General features: G+C 72.0%; 11 protein-coding genes. 1 reads left to right on the top strand and 10 read right to left on the bottom strand.

Annotated features, from left to right (window positions below; all coding sequences use genetic code 11):
- Window positions 1-190: 190 nt before the first annotated feature.
- The 10 genes from VLK66_RS24240 to VLK66_RS24195 form a co-directional block, all read right to left on the bottom strand.
- Complete coding sequence (locus tag VLK66_RS24240; RefSeq protein WP_325312079.1) at window positions 191-1,279, bottom strand: hypothetical protein; 1,089 nt, start codon at window positions 1,277-1,279, stop codon at window positions 191-193.
- Between the two features lie 151 nt (window positions 1,280-1,430).
- Entirely contained in the window at window positions 1,431-3,269 is a 1,839-nt protein-coding gene (locus VLK66_RS24235) for a BamA/TamA family outer membrane protein (protein ID WP_325312078.1), read from the bottom strand.
- A 199-nt stretch (window positions 3,270-3,468) separates the two neighbouring features.
- Window positions 3,469-4,803 (bottom strand): tetratricopeptide repeat protein, encoded by a 1,335-nt coding sequence (locus VLK66_RS24230; RefSeq protein ID WP_325312077.1) that lies wholly within the window; start codon window positions 4,801-4,803, stop codon window positions 3,469-3,471.
- Between the two features lie 50 nt (window positions 4,804-4,853).
- Window positions 4,854-5,363, bottom strand: a complete 510-nt coding sequence (locus tag VLK66_RS24225; protein WP_325312076.1) for a hypothetical protein — start codon at window positions 5,361-5,363, stop codon at window positions 4,854-4,856.
- A gap of 429 nt (window positions 5,364-5,792) precedes the next feature.
- The gene (locus VLK66_RS24220) at window positions 5,793-7,118 is read right to left on the bottom strand and encodes a sigma-54 dependent transcriptional regulator (protein WP_325312075.1); all 1,326 of its coding nucleotides are present in this window, start codon (window positions 7,116-7,118) and stop codon (window positions 5,793-5,795) included.
- A 771-nt stretch (window positions 7,119-7,889) separates the two neighbouring features.
- Entirely contained in the window at window positions 7,890-8,744 is an 855-nt protein-coding gene (locus VLK66_RS24215; RefSeq protein ID WP_325312074.1) for a glutaminyl-peptide cyclotransferase, read from the bottom strand.
- Window positions 8,741-10,612 carry a M61 family metallopeptidase gene (locus tag VLK66_RS24210; RefSeq protein ID WP_325312073.1) on the bottom strand — a complete coding sequence of 624 codons (1,872 nt, stop codon included), beginning with the start codon at window positions 10,610-10,612 and terminating at the stop codon, window positions 8,741-8,743. The genes VLK66_RS24215 and VLK66_RS24210 overlap by 4 nt, the downstream gene beginning before the upstream one ends.
- Before the next feature lie 249 nt (window positions 10,613-10,861).
- Window positions 10,862-12,736: a methyl-accepting chemotaxis protein gene (locus VLK66_RS24205; RefSeq protein ID WP_325312072.1), complete on the bottom strand. Its 1,875-nt coding sequence runs from the start codon at window positions 12,734-12,736 to the stop codon at window positions 10,862-10,864.
- On the bottom strand, window positions 12,733-13,836 hold the full coding sequence (locus tag VLK66_RS24200; protein WP_325312071.1) for a branched-chain amino acid ABC transporter substrate-binding protein: 1,104 nt from the start codon (window positions 13,834-13,836) through the stop codon (window positions 12,733-12,735). The genes VLK66_RS24205 and VLK66_RS24200 overlap by 4 nt, the downstream gene beginning before the upstream one ends.
- A gap of 475 nt (window positions 13,837-14,311) precedes the next feature.
- Complete coding sequence (locus VLK66_RS24195) at window positions 14,312-15,775, bottom strand: hypothetical protein (RefSeq protein ID WP_325312070.1); 1,464 nt, start codon at window positions 15,773-15,775, stop codon at window positions 14,312-14,314.
- Between the two features lie 281 nt (window positions 15,776-16,056).
- Here VLK66_RS24195 and VLK66_RS24190 point away from each other — a divergent pair, with 281 nt between their 5' ends.
- Entirely contained in the window at window positions 16,057-17,451 is a 1,395-nt protein-coding gene (locus tag VLK66_RS24190; protein WP_325312069.1) for an eCIS core domain-containing protein, read from the top strand.
- Window positions 17,452-17,988 lie beyond the last annotated feature (537 nt).

Below are 17,988 nucleotides of genomic sequence, written 5' to 3'. Positions count from 1 at the left end.
CCGGACGCAGCCGGTCACCGGCGACTGAAGTCGCAGCAACAACTACGGGAAGCCTCGCAAACTGCGCGAGGCTGATCCGCTCATTCTGTGGCATCAGCGCTCACGACCAATCTCCTTTCATCCTCCGTGGTCGCGCGCAGCTCGGTGTTCGACTCAGGATGACGTCGGTGGATGCAGTGTGCCGGCGCTTTCAGCGCGTCCTGAAGAGCGCCAGCAGGCGGGGCGCGTTCACCGAATCCACCGCGCTCCAGCCGGCGCGGAGGGCCGCGTCCATGTACCAGAAGGAGTGCTGGGCCACGCTGGTGTCGCTCGCCCAGACGCCGGCCTCGCGCCACGCGGCCGCCGCCCGCGGCTCGGTGCTCCAGTAGCGACGGACCGGCTCGGGCGCGGGGCTCCACGCGGCGATCCAGCGCGGGAGCACGGAATCCGCCACCAGGATGGTCCGCGAGTAGCTCTCGCCGCCGTCTCCGCAGATGAACGCCGCCTCGCGGATGAAGCGGTAGCCGCCCTGCAGCCGCCCGCCGCGCGTCCACTGCGCTTCCCAGCTCCAGGGCGATCCGGGGTCCCGCTTCTCGTCGTCTTCGCCTATGCCGCACGGCGTCTGCAGGAAACCGAGCGTGGCCGCGGCGCTGTCGCGCGCCATCACCGATGCTTCGGGCTCTGGCACGGTGTCGCCCGCGAGCGGTGCCCAGGCCACGTCGTCGGCGGGGAGGCCGTGGGCGCCGCAGGCGTCGTACGCGGCCTTCACGCGCACCAGCAGGTACGGGCCGGCGCCCGTGACCGGCGTGGCCTGCTGCTCCGGCTGCACCTCGCCGGAGGCCTGCGTAGAATCCAGCGGGCCCATGATCTCCCTCGTCCCGCCGCCCGCGAGATCGACCATCGTGGCGGTGTTCACCCGCGACGAGCGCAACGGGCAGCGGTCCGGATCCTTGCCGCGGATGCACTCGCAGTCGGCGCCGGGCGCGCGCTTCGTTCCCTCGGTCCACCTCCACAGGTGCGGGCCCATCGCCGCGTAGACGCCCGGCCGCGTCGCAATCACCCGCCCGCCGCCGTCCAGCCACGCCGTCCGCGCACTGTGCGCAGAATCCGCCCACCAGACGAGGTAGCCCGCCGGGTGCGCGGGCGGGACGATTCGCACGCGCGGAGAATCGGCGGCGCGCTGTGAATCGGTCGCTGCCGGAATCGCCGGTGCGGTCGCGGCGTGGCGGCGCGCGGGGGACGGCTCCGATCCGCAGGCGGTGACCGCGAGCAGCAGGGCGATGGTGGGAAGGCGGATCATGGGAGAGGTGCGGGGCGGGTGGAACCGGCTCACGTGCTGGACGGGCTATGGATCCTTCGGCCTGCAACCTATTGTGCAGAAGCCGGTTGCGGTGTGGCCGGCCTCAGGATGACGTCGACGTGGGGGCGCGTCAGTTCCTCCCCACCACGGCTCACCGGTCGAGGGGGTAGTCGAACAGGGAGACGCCGATCGGCTGGCGCGAGCTGCGGCCGATCTGCGGGTCGTCGTCCACGGCGCTGCGGCCGATCGCCTGGCCGGTGCCGATGGAGATCTGGATCGCTCGCGGGCGGAAGCTGGGCGCCACCGGGAAGGCGAAGTCCAGCCGGTACGTGCGCCGCGACCCCGGCGGGAAGGCCAGCCGCACCCCCGCCCCCGCCGACACCAGCACCGGCGAGTCGCGCCCGAACGGATCGCCGCCCGACCACGTCTTCCCCGCGTCCACGAACACCGCCGAGCCCAGGTCGAAGAGCCGCGGGAAGGGCCACGCCAGGAAGGCGCGGTGCTCCAGCGTGGCCACCACGCGCCGCTGCCCGGCGGCCACTTGGCGCGTATAGCCGCGCAGCCCCGCGCGCTGCCCCAGCGTGAGCTGGAAGGGCACCCGCGTGTGCCACCCGCCCGCCGCGTGCGCCGCCGCCACGAACGTGTGCTTGGAATCCCCCCGCGGGCGCCAGTACGTCCACACGTCGGCCTGCCCGAACACGTCGCGCCACGACTCCTCGCCCTGCGGCGCCTCGAAGTCGCGCTTGGCCTCGACGATCACCCGCGTTCCCGCCAGGATGCCGCCCGGCAGGTCGCCCGCGGCGTTCAGCCCGAAGTCCACCGACAGGTCGTTGCCGTCGGTGAACGCCTCGATGCTGCGCCCCACCGCCGCCTCCACGTCGGCGCCCAGCTGCACGTCCTCGGCGCCGTGCACCGCGTCCAGCCCGCGCCGCCGGTCGAAGGTCACGCGCCGCTGGCCCGCCAGGAACAGCAGCCGCGTGGCCGACACCGGCTCCAGCCCCGGCACGAAGCCGCCGCCGGGGAGCTCGGAAACGGGGATCCCTCCCTCGACCGCGCTGAAGGTGTCCTGCGGAAAGTCCCGCTGCTCGCCGGCCAGGGCCACGCCCAGCAGCGTCAGGTTGCCGCGGTGCCCGAAGCGCCGCACCACGCCCACGTCCCACGCGGTGCGCTCCACGGGAAAGAGGCGGCGCTCCAGGCGGGTGCCGTTCTCCACGTAGTAGCTGAAGTTGCGCTCGTCGCGCAGGAACGACTGCCGCCACGCCCAGCGCGCGCCCTCGCCGCGGAAGGGGAACGCCGTGCGCACCAGCGCCGAGATCCCCACCGGCGTGCGCGCCAGCGAGGCCTCGGCGTCCACGTGCGTGCCGAAGAGCTGCGGCGTGCCGGCGCGGCCGCCGTACACGTTCTCGCCCTCCTGGTGGCGCCAGAACGCCGCCGCCCGCGCGCCGCGCCCCAGCAGGTTGTCCTCGCGCAGCTCGATCCCCGAGAACTCGCCCGACCCGCCCGACGCCTCGAGCCGCGTGGACCACTCGTCGCGCGTCTCCACGATCACGTCCAACGTCCCGTCCGGCTGGCGCACGGAGAAGACGTCGGCGTCGGCCAGGTAGCCGGTGGAGCGCAGGATGCGCTCGGAGTCTTCCAGCAGCTCGGGGCGGTAGCAGCTTCCCTCGTGGAACAGCAGCTCGCGGCGGATCACCGACTCGCGGGTGCGCACGTGCAGCCGGTTGGCGGTGCGGTACGCGGCGTTGAAGCGCGGGTCCAGGCTGGCGTCGCCCACCAGGAACACCGAGTTGTTGTCGACGAAGATGTTGCCGATCCGCGGGCACCCGGCCGGCGTGGTGTCGCGCGCGGGCGCCGCCGCGACAGAGCTTTCGGGAGATGGGAATGCGGGCGCGGAAACCGGCTGCTGCGCGCGCGCGGCCAGCGGCGCGCTCGCGGCCAGCGCGGCGGCCGCGAGCAGAGTGCGGAGCGGGTGCGGACGAGTCGGCGGCAATGGGTGCCTTGCGACGGAACGGACGGGCCGCCTGCCCATTTCGGGCGGCCGCACCGTCCGTGCGTGATCGTTCGCTCGGGGAGCGGGACGAAGTTTCCGTGGGTGCAGGGAGCAATCTTCGCGCCCCACTCCCGGAACGCAAACGGCGGGGCCGCCGTGACGGTCCCGCCGCTCGATTTCGTCCGCTCCGCCAGCCCTGCTAGTCTCCCGCCGCCGCGATCGGCGACTCGCCCGCCAGCTCCAGCTCGCCGGTGGACCGCAGCTCGGCCAGCGAGCGTTTCGCGCGCTCCAGCTCGCCGGCCGCGCCCAGCTCGCGGAAGATCTCGGCCGCGCGCTCCAGGTATGCGGCCGCCTCTTCGTAGCCGTCGTTCTGCGCGCGCAGCGCCGCGTAGTCGAGCAGCGTCTCGCCTTCCAGGAAGGGATACCCCTTCTCGCGGGCGATCTCCAGCGCCTTCTCGAAGAAGGTGAACCCGTCGGCGTCGCCCTGCGCGCGCGCGATGTTCCCGCGGCCCTGGTACATGTAGCCGATGGTGTACGGCGAGCCGGCCGCGATCGCCTGCTCCTCGGCCAGGCGCCCCAGCTCCTCGGCCTGCGTCACGTGCCCCTCGTGCAGCCACCATTCGGCCAGGTCGGTGGCGATGGTGGCCCGCAGCGCCTTGGGGATGGGGAGCTTCAGCGCGGCCTCGTATCCGCGCCGCGCCTCGTCCCAGCGCTCCTGCGCCTCGCGGAGGTGCGCGTGGTTGTGGTGGCAGATGGCCAGGTCCACCGGCGAGGTCAGCGCCTGCCACACATGGAAGGCGCGCTCGAACCACCCCTCGGACTCCTGCAGGCGCTGCTGGCGCGTGGTCAGGTTCCCCAGGTTGTTGTAGATCTGCCCGCGCTCCAGCATGAACGCTCCGCTTCCGGCGGCGTCGGCCAGGGCCAGGGCCTCGTGGTAGCACGCCTCGGCCTCGTTCCACCGCCCCTGCCACAGCCGGACGTTGCCGATGCCCGTGCGGCCGATGACCTCGCCGGGAACGTCGCCGGAGTCGCGCGACAGGTCGGCGCTACGCTCGTAGTAGGCGACCGCCTCCTTGAAGTCGCCCACGCTCACCGACACGCGGCCGATGCGCCGCAGCGCAAGGATCTGCGCCCCCTTGTCCACCAGCGGCAGCGAGACGGTCAGCGCCGCCCGGTAGCACTTCTGCGCGCCCAGCAGGCGGCCGCTCCCCTCCAGGTTTTCGCCCAGCGCGATCAGGTGGCGCGACGCCGCGTCGCGGTCGTCGGCGAAGAAGCTCTGCAGAAAGGGCCGGAGCCCCCGGTGCAGCGCGGAGACGTACTCGTGCAGCGCCGCCTCGGCCTCGTCCAGCGCCCGCTCGGCCGCCTCGGGCGTCACGATACGCTTGTCGATGGTGGTGTAGGCGCTGGAGCTGTCCCACTCCTTCCCCGGGTCGCGCACGGCGGCAGCGACGAGCTGCAGCCGGAGGACCTCGAGGTCGTCGAGGTCCGGCAGCAGCCCGAGGATCTCTTCGATCGTCGCTTCGGGGCGGTTCACGGCACTAGTTCCGAGGCACGGGGAACAGCGGAGTCGGGTAGTGCGGATGATCAGCCGCCGGAAACGCTCATGCCACCGCCGCGCTCGGCGGTCACGCCGTATTCCGAGAAGTGCGGGGTCTGCGTGAGGATCTGCGTGCCGTCGGCCGAAACGGTGCCGCCCATGTTCACCCAGCCGTCGCTCCACCACACCACGTGCGCCGCGGTGTTGCCCTCGACGGTGGTGCCGCGCACGGGAAGGCCGATGGTCACCGGCTTCGCGAAGGGCACGTTGTGCGGCCCGAACTCGGCCACCACGCGCTCGCTGCCGTTGGGGTCGACCGGGAGGCGGATGGTGAACATCGTCACCTTGTCGACCGCACCCGCGGGGACCACGATGGTGAAGCCCTGGAAGTCCACCCGGCCGCCCTCCGGCCCGATCCAGGCCTTGGCCCAGGCGATGGTGATCTGCGGCTTCACCCGGAAGCGGGCAAGGATGTCCAGGTTCCCCGACGCCACGAAGTCGGTGGAGGCCGTGGTCGTCGTCCCGGCGCGCGCCATGCGCGCGGGTGCCGCGCCCACCGGAGAGCCCGCATCCGAGCACCCGGCCGTGAAGGAAACCGTCGTTACCGCAACAGCCAGGAGAAGACCGCGGAACCTGGAGCTCATCAAGACCTCCGGAGTGGTGGAAGGCAGGCACGCACCCGGTGGGGGCACGGTGCGTACCACGGGGCGCGTTCGCGCCATGTAGTCGGTATGTACCGACAAGTTAACGGTTTATACGCTTTTGGACAACACTTTCCGGACACGCCCCGTGGACGTGGAGTGCACCAGAAGTGTGCGGAGTGCCAGAGGATGGTGCACGAGAGCGGCCGGCGCAAGGGGGCGGCCATCTCCGCGGACCTTGGATCTCCGGCTCTGGATCCTCGAAAGCGGGACGGAGTGACGATGGAAGACGAGTGCCCGCGGGTGGCGCAGAGCTGGGCGGAGTACCGCGCGGCTGCGACGGGCTCAGTGCTCGATCGCGTACTCGGCGATCTTGCGCCGCAGGGTGTTGCGGTGGATCCCCAGCCGCTCCGCCGCCATCGTCAGGTTGTTCTGCGTCTCGCGCAGCGCCCGCCGGATCATCCGCTTCTCCATCTCCTCCAGCGTCACCAGCGGCATCTCGCCGGGCTCCTCGGCGGCGCCGCGCGAGCTGGGGGGGTGCAGGATGTCGGGGGGAAGGTGCTGCGGGAGAAGGACTTCGCCGTCCGACATCACCACCGCGCGCTCCATGGCGTTGCGGATCTGGCGCACGTTTCCCGGCCAGGGGTGCGCCCGCAGCGCGCTGAACACCTCCTCGGCGATGGCGCGCACCGGCCGGGCGTGCTCCCGGGCGTAATGCGCCACGAAGTGCCCGGCGAGAAGGTCCAGGTCGGTTCCCCGCTCGCGCAGCGGCGGCAGCGTCAGGGTCACCACGGCCAGGCGGTAGAACAGGTCCTCGCGGAAGCGCCCCTCGGCCACGGCGCCGTGCAGGTCGCGGTTGGTGGCGGCGATGATGCGCACGTCGATGGGCACGGCGCTGTTGCCGCCCACGCGCTCGATCTCGCGCTCCTGCAGGGCGCGCAGGATCTTGCTCTGCAGCGCCAGCGACATGTCGCCGATCTCGTCGAGGAAGAGCGTGCCCCCGGTGGCGCGCTCGAAGCGCCCGATGCGCCGCCCGATGGCGCCGGTGAAGGCGCCCTTCTCGTGCCCGAAGAGCTCGCTCTCCAGCAGGTTCTCGGGGATGGCGGCGCAGTTGATCGGTACGAAGGGGCCACGGGCGCGGCGCGAGCGCGAGTGCAGCACCCGCGCGACCATCTCCTTCCCCGTGCCGCTCTCGCCCAGCACCAGCACGGTGGCGTCGCTGGCGGCCGCGCGCGCGACCGACTTGTACACGGCCATCATCCCCTGGCTGGCGCCCACGATGGTGGATTCGTCGCCGGCGTCCTGGGGAAGGGGGCGGAGGCGGCGGACCTCCTCGATGCCGAGCAGGATCTCGCGGACGCGGCCGCGGGGGACGGGCTTGGGAAGGACGTCGTGGGCGCCCTGGCGGATGGCCTCCATCGCCAGGTCCATCGACGGGTTCTGGGCCAGCAGCACCACGGGGGTGGAGCTGTCGCCGTGCAGGCGGCCGAGCAGCTCCAGCCCGCCGCCGGAGAAGTCGGCGTCGAGCAGGATCAGGTCCCACTGACTCTGCGACACCAGCCGCAGGCCCTCGGAAAGGGTCTGCGCGGCGTGCAGCTCGGTGTTTCCGTTGAGCTCGGGTTCGAGCGTTCGAACGACGCCGCGGTCCGCGTCGAGGAGAAGGACCCTCAAAGGCGTGCGACTCCCAGATCACTGTGATTGAACCGCGAATAATAGTGTTGGTGCCACGAATCGCGCAAACTACCGAACGGCGACTGAAAAGAAACGCCCGCCGCGCTCCATCCGCCACCGTACGAACGTTTTGCAAGACGATGGCTCACAACATCTTGCCCATTCCGATCGCGCCACCGCGGGACGCGATGCAGCTTCGTCACCCCGCCACGTTCGGGCCGCGCTGGTCGTGCACCGAATTGGTGCAGGCGTTATTTTGGTTCCCGAATGGGAACACGCGACTTCAGAGAGGCGGGAGATCGTCCAAGGTCGGAACGCAGAACTCTTGTCGACTTCATCGTCGCTCGACCGCTGCATCGTTGATCTCACGCGGAGACGCGGAGGATTCGTCATGGCACGGAGTTCTCCGCGACTCCGCGTCTCCGCGTGAGAAATCACCGTTGGGGAGACGTGGAGATCGAGGAGATCGCGCTGGAAGAGGGTACACGAGAGAAAGCGCACTTCCGCGCCATCCCGACGCGACACGCCCGGGGCACGCGCCGAAACGCGGGCCCCGGGCGGGGAGCAGATGCCGTTCGTCAGCCCCTGACTACCGCCAGAGGCGGAGGAGGCGGAGGAGACTTGGCCAGAAGCGACCCAGGATCTTGATCACCACTCCCAGGATCACCGTCTTGAAGAAGTACCGCAGCAGGAGGAGCACGGCGGGTCCGGCGGTTCAGGGTGACTGACGTCTTGCTCGCATCACCATACGGGCGCCGCGGCGGGATGGTTTCACCGCGCCGCCGCGCCGCCCCCGCCCGCCACGCCGGGAACGCTGATCTCGAAGAGCGTGGGCCACAGCTTCCCGGTCACGAACAGCCGGTCGTGCGCCTCGTCGTAGGCGATCCCGTTCAGCACGGCCTCGGGGTCCGGATGCTGCGACGTTTCCAGGATCCCCGTCAGGTCCACCCACGCCTTCACCTTCCCGGTCTGCGGGTCGATGCGGGCGATGCGGTCGGTGTGCCACACGTTCGCCCAGATCTCGCCCTTCACCCACTCCAGCTCGTTGATGTCGTTCACGAACACGGTGCCGTCCATCACCTCCACCGTGCGCTGCACGGCGAAGGTGCGCGGGTCCAGCACGCGCAGCTCGTTGGAGCCGTCGGAAAGGATGAGCGACTTCCCGTCCGTGGTGAGCCCCCATCCCTCGCCCTGGTACGGGAAGGTGCCGGCCTGCCTGAAGTCGCCCAGGGTGTAGATGAAGCCCTGCTGGTTCTGCCAGGTGAGCTGGTACAGCCGCCCCTCGAAGAGCGCGAGCCCCTCGGCGAAGTAGGGCGAGGGGATATCGGCCTTTCGCAGCACCTTTCCCGTCTCCAGTTCCACCTGGCGCAGCGTGGAGCGCCCCTCGCGGCCGGTGCTCTCGTACAGCCACCCCTCGTGCCAGAGCAGCCCCTGCGTGAACGCCGCGGTGTCGTGCGGAAAGCTGCGCAGCACGGTAGCGGGCGTCACCGGTGCCACGGGCCTGGGAGGTTCGTTCACACCCGGATCCTTGTCGATGCCGCCTTTCCGGTCGCAGGCGCAGAAGGCGAGCGTGGCGAGGGTGAGCAGGGCGGCGGGGCGCCCGGCGCGGCGGAGTCCGGGGATCATCGCGCACCTGCCCTGGAGCCCAGCCACTGGCGGCGCAGGGTGCGCATGGCGTCGGTCACCGGCATCCCCGCCTTCTCGTAGGTGACCACCTCGACCGCCGGGTTCTCGACCAGGGCGACGGCGACGTCGTGGCGGACGCCGCGCTGCAGCACGTCCATCCGCACCGTCTGCCCCGGCGCATGCCCGCGCATCACCGCCGCCAGCGAGTCGGCCGTGGGGGTGGGAACGCCGTCCACCGCGAAGATGCGGTCGCCGCGGTCGACGCCCGCGCGGTACAGCGAGCCGCCCTCGATCGGCGGCTGGGTGATGACGACGGAGGCGCTGTCGTCGGCCGGGTAGGCGCCCAGCCAGGGGCGCCCCGCGGCCGACTTGCGGACCAGGAAGCCGGCGGCGCCCAGCACGCGCGTGTAGTCCACCGCCTCGTGCCCCTCCACGTAGCGGCGGAAGAAGTCGTTGGCGAAGGCGGTGTCGTGCGTGACCTCGCCCAGCACGCGGCGCAGGTCGGCCAGGGTGTACGGCCGCTCGGGCGCCAGCGCGGGAGACTGGAAGCGCCCGTACTGCCGCCACATGGCCCGCATGTAGTCTTCCAGCGACAGGCCCGGGAAGCGCTCGCGCAGCGTCAGGTCCAGCCCCAGCCCGATGGCCGCGCCCCAGGTGTAGTACGAGATGAAGGTGTTGCCGCGGTTCACCGGGTCGATGGAGGTGGCCGCGTCGACGAAGGGCGCCTGCATGCTCATCTCCACCGCGCTGAAGCGGCGGCGGCCGGGGGCGTTCAGCACGGTGCTGACGTTGCCGGAGATGTCCTCGGCGTACTGGTCGTCGTCGTACAGCCCCGCGCGGCGCAGGAAGAGCGCGTCCCAGTAGCTGGTGAAGCCCTCGGCGAACCAGAGCTCGCCGCTCATGTTCTCGCGCTCGAAGTCGAACGGCTCCAGCGCGCGCGGGCGCAGCCGCTCCACGTTCCACGAGTGGAAGAACTCGTGCGACACGGTGGCCACGTTGTCCAGCCGCTGCCCGGGGTCGGTGATGCCGCGCGAGCTGGTGAGGCTGGTGCTGTTGCGGTGCTCCATCCCGTCGCCGCTGGCCCACGGGAGGTAGTCGGAGAGGAAGGTGTAGGTGCCGAAGTCGTACCCCGCCGGCTCGCCCCACATCGCCACCTCTTCCGCGACGACGCGGCGGACCATCGAGGCGAAGGTGTCGGCCGCGGCGTCGTTGCCCAGGTGGTGCAGGGCGATGCGCCAGGTGACCGGCCTGCCGCCGATCGTCTCCGTCCAGCTGCGGAAGACGACGGGGCCGACCTCGGTGGGCGAATCCATGAAGTACTGGAGATTGGGCGCCTCGAACACCGTCGAATCGGCCGTGGGCCGCAGCTGCGTGGCCACGCGCCAGCCCGGCTGCGGGCGGACGGCCAGGCGGATCGGGGCGTCCGTCATCCCCCGCGCCCACATGAAGGTGGCGGGCATGTTCATGTGCGCGTGCGTCCGGTCGACGCCCAGGTAGGTGCCGTCCGTCCGGTCGCCGAAGACGGTGTAGGCCACGCGCACCGTGGTCCCGTTCGGCGTCACGTCCCACTGCTGCGGGTTGGGGCGGGTGACGGGGAGCGGGCGCCCGGACGCGTCGGTCACGCGCACGTCGTAGACGTTCTTGGCGAACTCGTGGCGCGCGTACCGGCCGGGCGACGAGACGGCCATCCGCAGCTGCAGCGGGCGCCCCTGCGGCACGCCGCGGAAGGTGGCGGTGACCTGCGCCTCGTGGTGCGCGGCGTTGGGATACGCGACCTCGTACTCGACGCGCCGCTGCTGCGCGTTCGCGGCGGTGGCGAGCAGCGCCAGCGCGGGGAGCACGGCCGCGCGAGGGAAGATGGGCTTCATCCGGTGTCGTTCAGGCGGTTCGGGGGCAATTCCGGCGAGCGTTCACACTAGCGCGTCCGGCCGCGCCGGGCCAGCGCCCGGCGCGGCTTATCGATGCATCGATGGGGAATGCGGGGGATGAGACCGCCGCGGCTGGACGATTGTTCCGCGTCTCCCCGGCATCGCTGGATCTCACGCGGAGACGCGGAGACGCGGAGGTGCATGGCAGCGCCCCCGCGTCTCCGCGCCTCCGCGTGAGATCCGCCGATGCTAGTCGCGCATCGCCATCACCCGCCTGCGCCGCAGCCGCTCATGCGCGCTGATGCCGTCGGCGTGCGTGAGGAGATTCGGATCGATGACGGAAGTGTCGATGAACGGCTTCGGCGCCGCCGTCGGCTCCGCATCTCCCGGATCCTCCTGGTCTTCCTTCGGCGCCTCGGCCGGGGCGACGGTGAGGTTGCCGACCAGGCCGCGCAGCTCGGCCGCGCTGCCGATCAGCCGCCGTGTGGCGTCGGCCACCAGGATGCAGGCGCTCTCCTGCTGCGTGGTGGCCGCGCGGACGCCCTCCGCCGTCTCGGCGTGCACCTCCGCCGTCTCCGCCACCGCGGCGATGCCGGACGCCGCGTCGACCGCGGCGGCGGCGTTCCCCTCGGCCGCGGAGGTGACGCTCTCGGCGGCGGCGCGGGTGCGCTCGGCGGCCACCAGGATCGTGGCCAGCGCGGCCTCCACCTGCTGCGCCACCCGCTCGATCTCGTCCACCTGCGCCGCGCCGGCGGTCATGGCGCGGGCGGTGGACTCCACGCGCTGGCGCACGGTGCGGGTGATCCCCGCCACGCGCTCGGCGCCGGCGCGCGCCTGCCCGGCCAGCTTGCGCACCTCGCCCGCGACCACGGCGAAGCCCGCGCCCTCCTCGCCCGCGCGCGCCGCCTCGATGGCCGCGTTCAGGCCGAGGAGGTTGGTCTGCGCGGCGATCTCGTCCACCGTCTCCACGAAGGAGTTGATGTCGGCGACGGCGGCGTGCAGCGCCTCGGTCTCGGCCGCGGCCTCCTGCACCGAGCGCTTGATCTGGATGAGCGTGAGCAGCGCCCCGGCCGTCTCCTCGCGGCGGCTGCGGGCGACCTCCTCGATCGACGCGGCCAGGCCGGAGACCTCGCGGACTTCCGTCGCCACCTTGCGCGCCTGGTCCAGCATGGCCCGCAGCGCGTCGTCCACCCGGCGCAGCTGCTTCACCTGGTCGGCCGCGCCGCCGGAAACCTGCGTCATCGACCGCGTGACCTCGCCCACCGCCGCCGCCAGCTGCTCGGAGATGGCGGAAAGGTCGTCGGCCGAGCGGGTGATGCTGTCGGCCGCCCCCGCCGCCCCCGCGCCGATGCGCGAGAGCGAGTCGCTGGTGCGGTTCATGGCCTCGGCCAGCAGCCCCAGCTCGCCGGGAAGGTGGCCCGTGGTCCGGGCGGTCAGGTCGCCCTCGCCCAGCGCGCCGGCGTGGCGCGCCAGCCGGTCCAGCGGCCCGCTGATGGAGCGCACCACGCGGAGCACGACGACCGTCGCCACGACCGCGGCGACCGCGATCAGCGCCACCAGGAGCCAGGCGCGCCGCTGCGCCGCGCCTTCCAGCGCGCCCGCGGTCTCACCCAGCCGCTTCGCCTTGGCATCGCCCAGCCGGTCCAGATCGCCCAGCATGGCCGCCTCGACGGCGCGGGCGCTGTCGGTCTGCGCGGCGGCCTCGGCGGCGCGCCCCATCTCCCTGAGCCGCCGGGCGACCACGTAGCGCACCTCGGCGTCGGAGAGCGCCTGGTCGATCCCCACCAGCGTCCCCTTGTCCTCGGCCCGCAGCTCGCGGCGGCGCAGGGCGCGATGCGTGGCGTGCGTGTGCCAGCGCAGCGAGTCGAACGCCACCGCCGCGGCCGGGTCGGTGTCCTCGATGTAGCGCGCCGCCACGGCGATCTCGCGGGCGACGTCGGTCGCCAGCGCGGTGCTGAGGCGGGCCTCTTCCTCGACGCCCTGGTTGGCGGTGCGGATGGAGGCCGAGAGCGAGCGGAGCGCCGTCCACCCTACCGCGCCGGCGGCCAGGAGGAGGACCATCATCACCCCGAAGCCGGTGAGAAGCCGTGTGCGGATCTGTCCGCGGGAGACCACCTGGCTCATCGTGCGTCCTCCAGCGGAACGAGGGCGCCGTCGTGCACCCGGGTCATCACGAAGCCCGCGCGGTCGGGATCGCCGTCGGGGCGGAAGCGGATCTCGCCGGTCACGCCGCGGAAGGCGTTGCCGCCCTTCACCTTGGCCAGCCAGTCGCGGATCGCCGCGCGGTCCGGCCCCACCGCCTCGATGGCCTTCGCCAGCAGCATCGCGGCGTCGTACGCCATGGCGGCGTTGGCGTCGGGGCGCACGCCGTAGCGCGTCTGGAACGCCTCGGCGAAGTGGCGCCCCTCGTCGGTCCGGTCCAGCCGCACCGGCGTGGCGATGAGCGCGCCTTCCGACGCCGCGGTGTCGGCGGCCACGCCGGGCCACCCGTCGCCCGCCAGCCACTGCGGCCGGAAGCCCTGCCGCTGCGCCTCGCGCAGGAGCGCGCGGCCCGACATCTCGGTCCCCGCCACGAACACCAGGTCGGGCTGCACGCCGCGGTAGTACGAGACGAACGGCTCCACCTTGCTCCCGTCGCCGGCGATGGGGTCCACGCCCAGCGGCTTGCCGGGGTAGGCGGCCAGGAACGCCTGCGCCAGCCCGCGGCCGTAGACGTTGTTCTCGTAGAGCACCACCACGCGGCGGCGGTCCAGCCGCGCGGCGTAGCGGGCCAGGTTGGCGCCGTTCACCGAGTCGTTCACGGTCACGCGAAAGACCCACGGCGAGATGCCGGTGATCTCGGGCGAGGTGGCGCTGGGAACGATGGCGGGCAGGCCGCGGTCGTACTCGGGCGCGGCGCCCACGGTGCCGCCCGAGTTGGCGTGGCCGACGACACCGACGATGCCGGGGTTCTCGTAGAAGCCGCGGGCCACGGCGCCGGCCTTCACGCCGTCGCCCTCGTCGTCGACGGCCACCACCTGCAGGCGCCGCCCGCCGATGCCGCCGCGGGCGTTCACCTCGTCGGCGGCCATCTCCACGGCGTGGCGCACCATGGTGGCGTAGGCTTCCTTGAACGGGCCGGCGGTGCCGATGAGGATGGTGTCGCCGCCTTGCGTGCACGATGCGAGCGCGGCGCAGGCCAGCATGGGCGCAAGGGCGCGGCGGAGTGCGGGGGGAATGCGCACCGGTTCTCCTTTCCGGGGAATCGGCTGCAGGGTTATGGGATGGGAGTCGCGGTGGCCCCGAATGGATGTGCGTCGGGATCGAACGCACGGGCGCGAACAGGCCGCGTGGGGGCGAGCTTCCGCCGCCCTCGGCTGTTCCTGCGTGGGAACTGCGACACTTGGATTGGCGGGTGGATTATACGTCGGATACTGTCTGACGTCAAATGTTGTAGCAGATTGGCGGATGGGGTGCGCGTCCGTGACCCGAAAGGAACCCCGATCGATGGGGAAGATGGAACAACCAGCGACGGGAGATCGGCTGGTGAACAGCAGTGCATCACACGGAGGAAGCGGAGGTAACGGAGGGGATCTCGTCACGTGCGGAATCCCCTCCTCTTCCTCCGCTTCCTCCGCTCCCTCCGCTCCCTCCGTGTGATAAAAGCAGCGCCGGCCGCGGATGCGATCCGCGGCCGGCGCCGTTCAACCCTTCAGCCGGTTACGAGTTGGAGCTTCCGGACGAGCCGGTGCCACCCTCGCCCGGCTTGTCGGCCGTCGAGTCGTCCAGCGCGCTTCCGCCCGCGCCGGAGCGCTGCCCGAAGCGCTCCTCGATCGGCGGGTCGCCCGGCTTCGTGTCCTCGTCCTCGCGCGGCCACGTCGTCGTGGTCCCGCCCGTCCCGCTCCCCGACGATCCGCCCGTCGAGCCGCCAAGCCCCGACGACGATCCGCCAAGGCCGGAGGAAGACGACGACCCTCCCGCCGAACCACCCAGGCCGGACGACGAACCGCCCAGGCCGGAGGAAGGCGAACCGCCGGACGCCGATTCCCCCAGACCCGGCGAAGAACCGGAGGTCGAGCCGCCGAGGCCGGAGGAAGACGAGCCGCCCTCCGTGCCGCCGATGCCGAACCCGTGCGACCCGCCGCTGGCGCCGGTGCCCGTCGTGCCCCCCGACGGCGTGGAGTCCAGTCCCGACGAGGTGGACGACGTTCCCGTGCCGGTGCCGCCCATCGGAGCGCCCGAGCCGCTCGCGCCGGGCGACGCGCCGCCACTGCCGTAGCCCGCGGTGCCGCCGGGCGTGGTTCCGCTTCCGTAGCCGGTGCCCGACGCCGCCGTGGTGCTGTCCGGCGGCGGCATGCCGTCGTCCGCGGCGCCGGTCCCGCCGCGGCGCTCCTCGGCACGGTCGGCGCGCGTCTCGAAGTCCTTGCGCAGCCCGTCGATGGCGTTCTGGATGCGCGACAGGAGCGCGTCTACCCGCGGCTGCACCTCGCTCACGAGGTTGTCGACGCGCGGGCGGACGCGGTCGCGGGCGTCGCTCACCTTCGGCTTCACGTCCTCCAGCGCCGCGTCGATGCGCGAGTCCAGCTCCTGGAACACGCTCTTCAGCTTCGGCCGCAGGTCGTGCAGCGCCGACTCGATCCGCGAGCCCAGGTCCTCGAACGGATCCCGCCGCCCGCCGGAGCTTTCGCCGCCGGACTCGCCACCCGTCGACCCCGTGCCCGACGACGATCCGCCGCCCGCGGTGTAGCCCGGCCCCGCGTCCGATCCGCCGGAGCCGCCCGTCGATCCGGTCGATCCGGTCGATCCGGTCGATCCCGTCGATCCGCTCGAGCCAGTGGAGCCGGCCGATCCGGTCGATCCCCATCCCGCCGCGCCGCCGCTCCCCGAGCCGCTGCCGCCGGAGCCGCCCACGCCCGACGTGCCGCCCGTGCCGCCGGCCGAGCCCGTCGATCCCCACCCGGCCGCGCCGCCGCTCCCGGAGCCGCTTCCGCCGGAGCTGCCCGCCGAGCCGGACCCGGACGAATCCGGGCCGCCCAGGCCGGACGACCCGCTGCCGGAGGTGCCGCCGCCCAGCGGGTCGGCGCCGCCGGTGCTGCCGCCGTAGCCGCCGGACCCGTGGGTGTCGGGCGTGGGCGGTGTCTGACCACCGCCGCCGCCCGGGTTGTTCAAGGGATTGTTGTCCATGACCGTCTCCGTTCTCAGAGCGTGCGAAAGCACCGGCCGGGCAAGCGCACCGGCCATAGCCGGATCTACGGACCCCGGCCCCCGCGGTTTCGTACGCACCCGCCGTGCCCGGGCAATGTGGGACCGCTCGCGAGGAAGATGGAACGGAGTGTCTCCGGGGTACGCCATCCCGCCGATCTGCTCCAGCGCGAATCCGTTGACGCCCGCCGCGGATGGAGCCATCCATGCTGCGTGGGGGGATTCCGGTCCGTCCGCGGATACCGATCTCTGGAAGAGTGGAGATGATGAAGACGCCGCTGCAGAAGAAGGCCGTCGCGCCCGCCCCGCCGATCCCGTCGCCGCTCGTTTCCCCGCGCCGTTCGCTGGCGGCGGAGGCGCCCGGCGGCACGGCCTCCGCCGCGCCGGCGGCCGGGGGACACGACTTCGCCGCCGTCCCGGTCCACCCGCCCTCGGGGCACGCGGTGCGGGAGACGGCGCAAGCGGGCCTCCGCGGCACGGGGGCGCCGCTCCCGCACGGCGAGGCGATCCAGCGCGCGTTCGGGCGCCACGACCTCTCGTCCGTGCGCGCGCACGTCGGCGGAGAGGCGGCGGCCGCGGCCGGAAGCATCGGCGCCAGGGCGTACGCATCCGGCGGCCGGGTCGCGTTCCGGGAGTCGCCCACGCTGCGGACCGCGGCGCACGAGGCGGCGCACGTCGTCCAGCAGCGCGGGGAGATCGGTTTCGCGGACGGCATCGGCCGCGCGGGCGACCGCCACGAGCGCCACGCCGACGCCGTCGCCGAGCGCGTGGAGCAGGGCCGCTCCGCCGAGCCGCTGCTGGACGCCTACGCGCCCCGTGCCGCCGCCGCGGCATCGTCCCCATCTCCCGGCGCGGTGCAGATGCAGGACGAGCCCACGCTCACGCCCTACAAGAAGAAAGGCGTGATCGACCAGTACGCCTTCACCGAGAAGAAGGGGCAGAAGCCCACCTGGATCGAGGCGTACAAGATCGGCTTCCTGGGCGACGCCGGGTGGGACGCGTTCCTGTGGGCCAAGGGCAAGGGATACTCGACCTTCGCCGGGGTGTTCATCATGGCCCAGGGGTCGCTCGAGTCGGATTTCGCGAAGGGGAACGGGGGCGAGGTGTACCACAACATGTTCTCGCTGATGGGCGGTCCCAAGGGCAACATCGGGACGGCGCACGGCAACCTGCAGAAGTTCCCCAGCTGGGCGGAGGGGCTGGAGGCGTACACGAAGACGCTGGGCGCGAACTTCTCGGGGATGGTGGCGGCGGGAACCGGGCTGTACCTCCAGGACAGCTTCACGCCTGACGACGTCAACAAGGCGTTCCACCAGTACAACTACTACGCCCCGCCCGTCTACCTGGGCGACAAGACCACCGACTACGGGCGCGACATCTTCCGGCGGATCGGCTTCATCGCCGGTCCGCTCCTGGCCGTGGTGAAGCAGAAGATCTCCGCGCTGGGAGACGAGTGGAACATGGCCTACCAGCAGTCCAGCTCGCCCGACGAAGCGGACGCGGAATACTGGCAGGGCCAGACCTCCATCCTCCGCGAGGAGTTCAAGGCCCTGAACAACTACTACACGGAGATCGAGACCGCGCGCACCACCGCGGCCACGAAGCTCACCGAGCACGAGGCGCTGAAGGCCGCCGGCAAGATCAAGCCGAAACCGTGATGAAGGTCACCCTCGACCGGCGCGGCCCGGGGCGGGGCTCGCCGCCAGTGTCGTGATTCCGTACAATCCGAATCTTTAACCGACCCGCGCGCTGCGTGCCCTGATTCACGGCACATACACCAAACCGGTGCACGCCCGGCACCTAAAAGCGAAAGGCCCGCCGAAGCGGGCCTTGCGAAAACCGAGCGGGCGTGAGGCGGGTCAGTTTCCCCCCACCAGCACTCCGCCGCCGCGCGACGTGCTATCCGGGGGTACGTCCGTCGTGGTGGAGGTGCCCGACGAGGACTGGGTGGTGGTGTCGACTACGTTGCCTCCCACGAGCACGCCGCCGCCATCGAGGCGCGGGCCGGCCGGGGATAGAGGTGTATCCGCACCCGCTCCCCCGCAAGCGGAAAGGAGGACCGTTACGACAAGTGCTGGAATGAGGCGTGACAACCGACTCATCGTTCCTCCAATGCGCTGCGGTTTCCGGCGATCATGCTCTGCCGGAGGGCAACTCCCGTGCCGCCTCGCGTATCACACCCTCGGAGACGCGCG

Origin of the sequence: Longimicrobium sp., assembly GCF_035474595.1 — a bacterium.
GTDB lineage: Bacteria > Gemmatimonadota > Gemmatimonadetes > Longimicrobiales > Longimicrobiaceae > Longimicrobium.
Note: the sequence above shows the minus strand (reverse complement) of the source record. Positions and strands in the feature narration are given on the sequence as shown.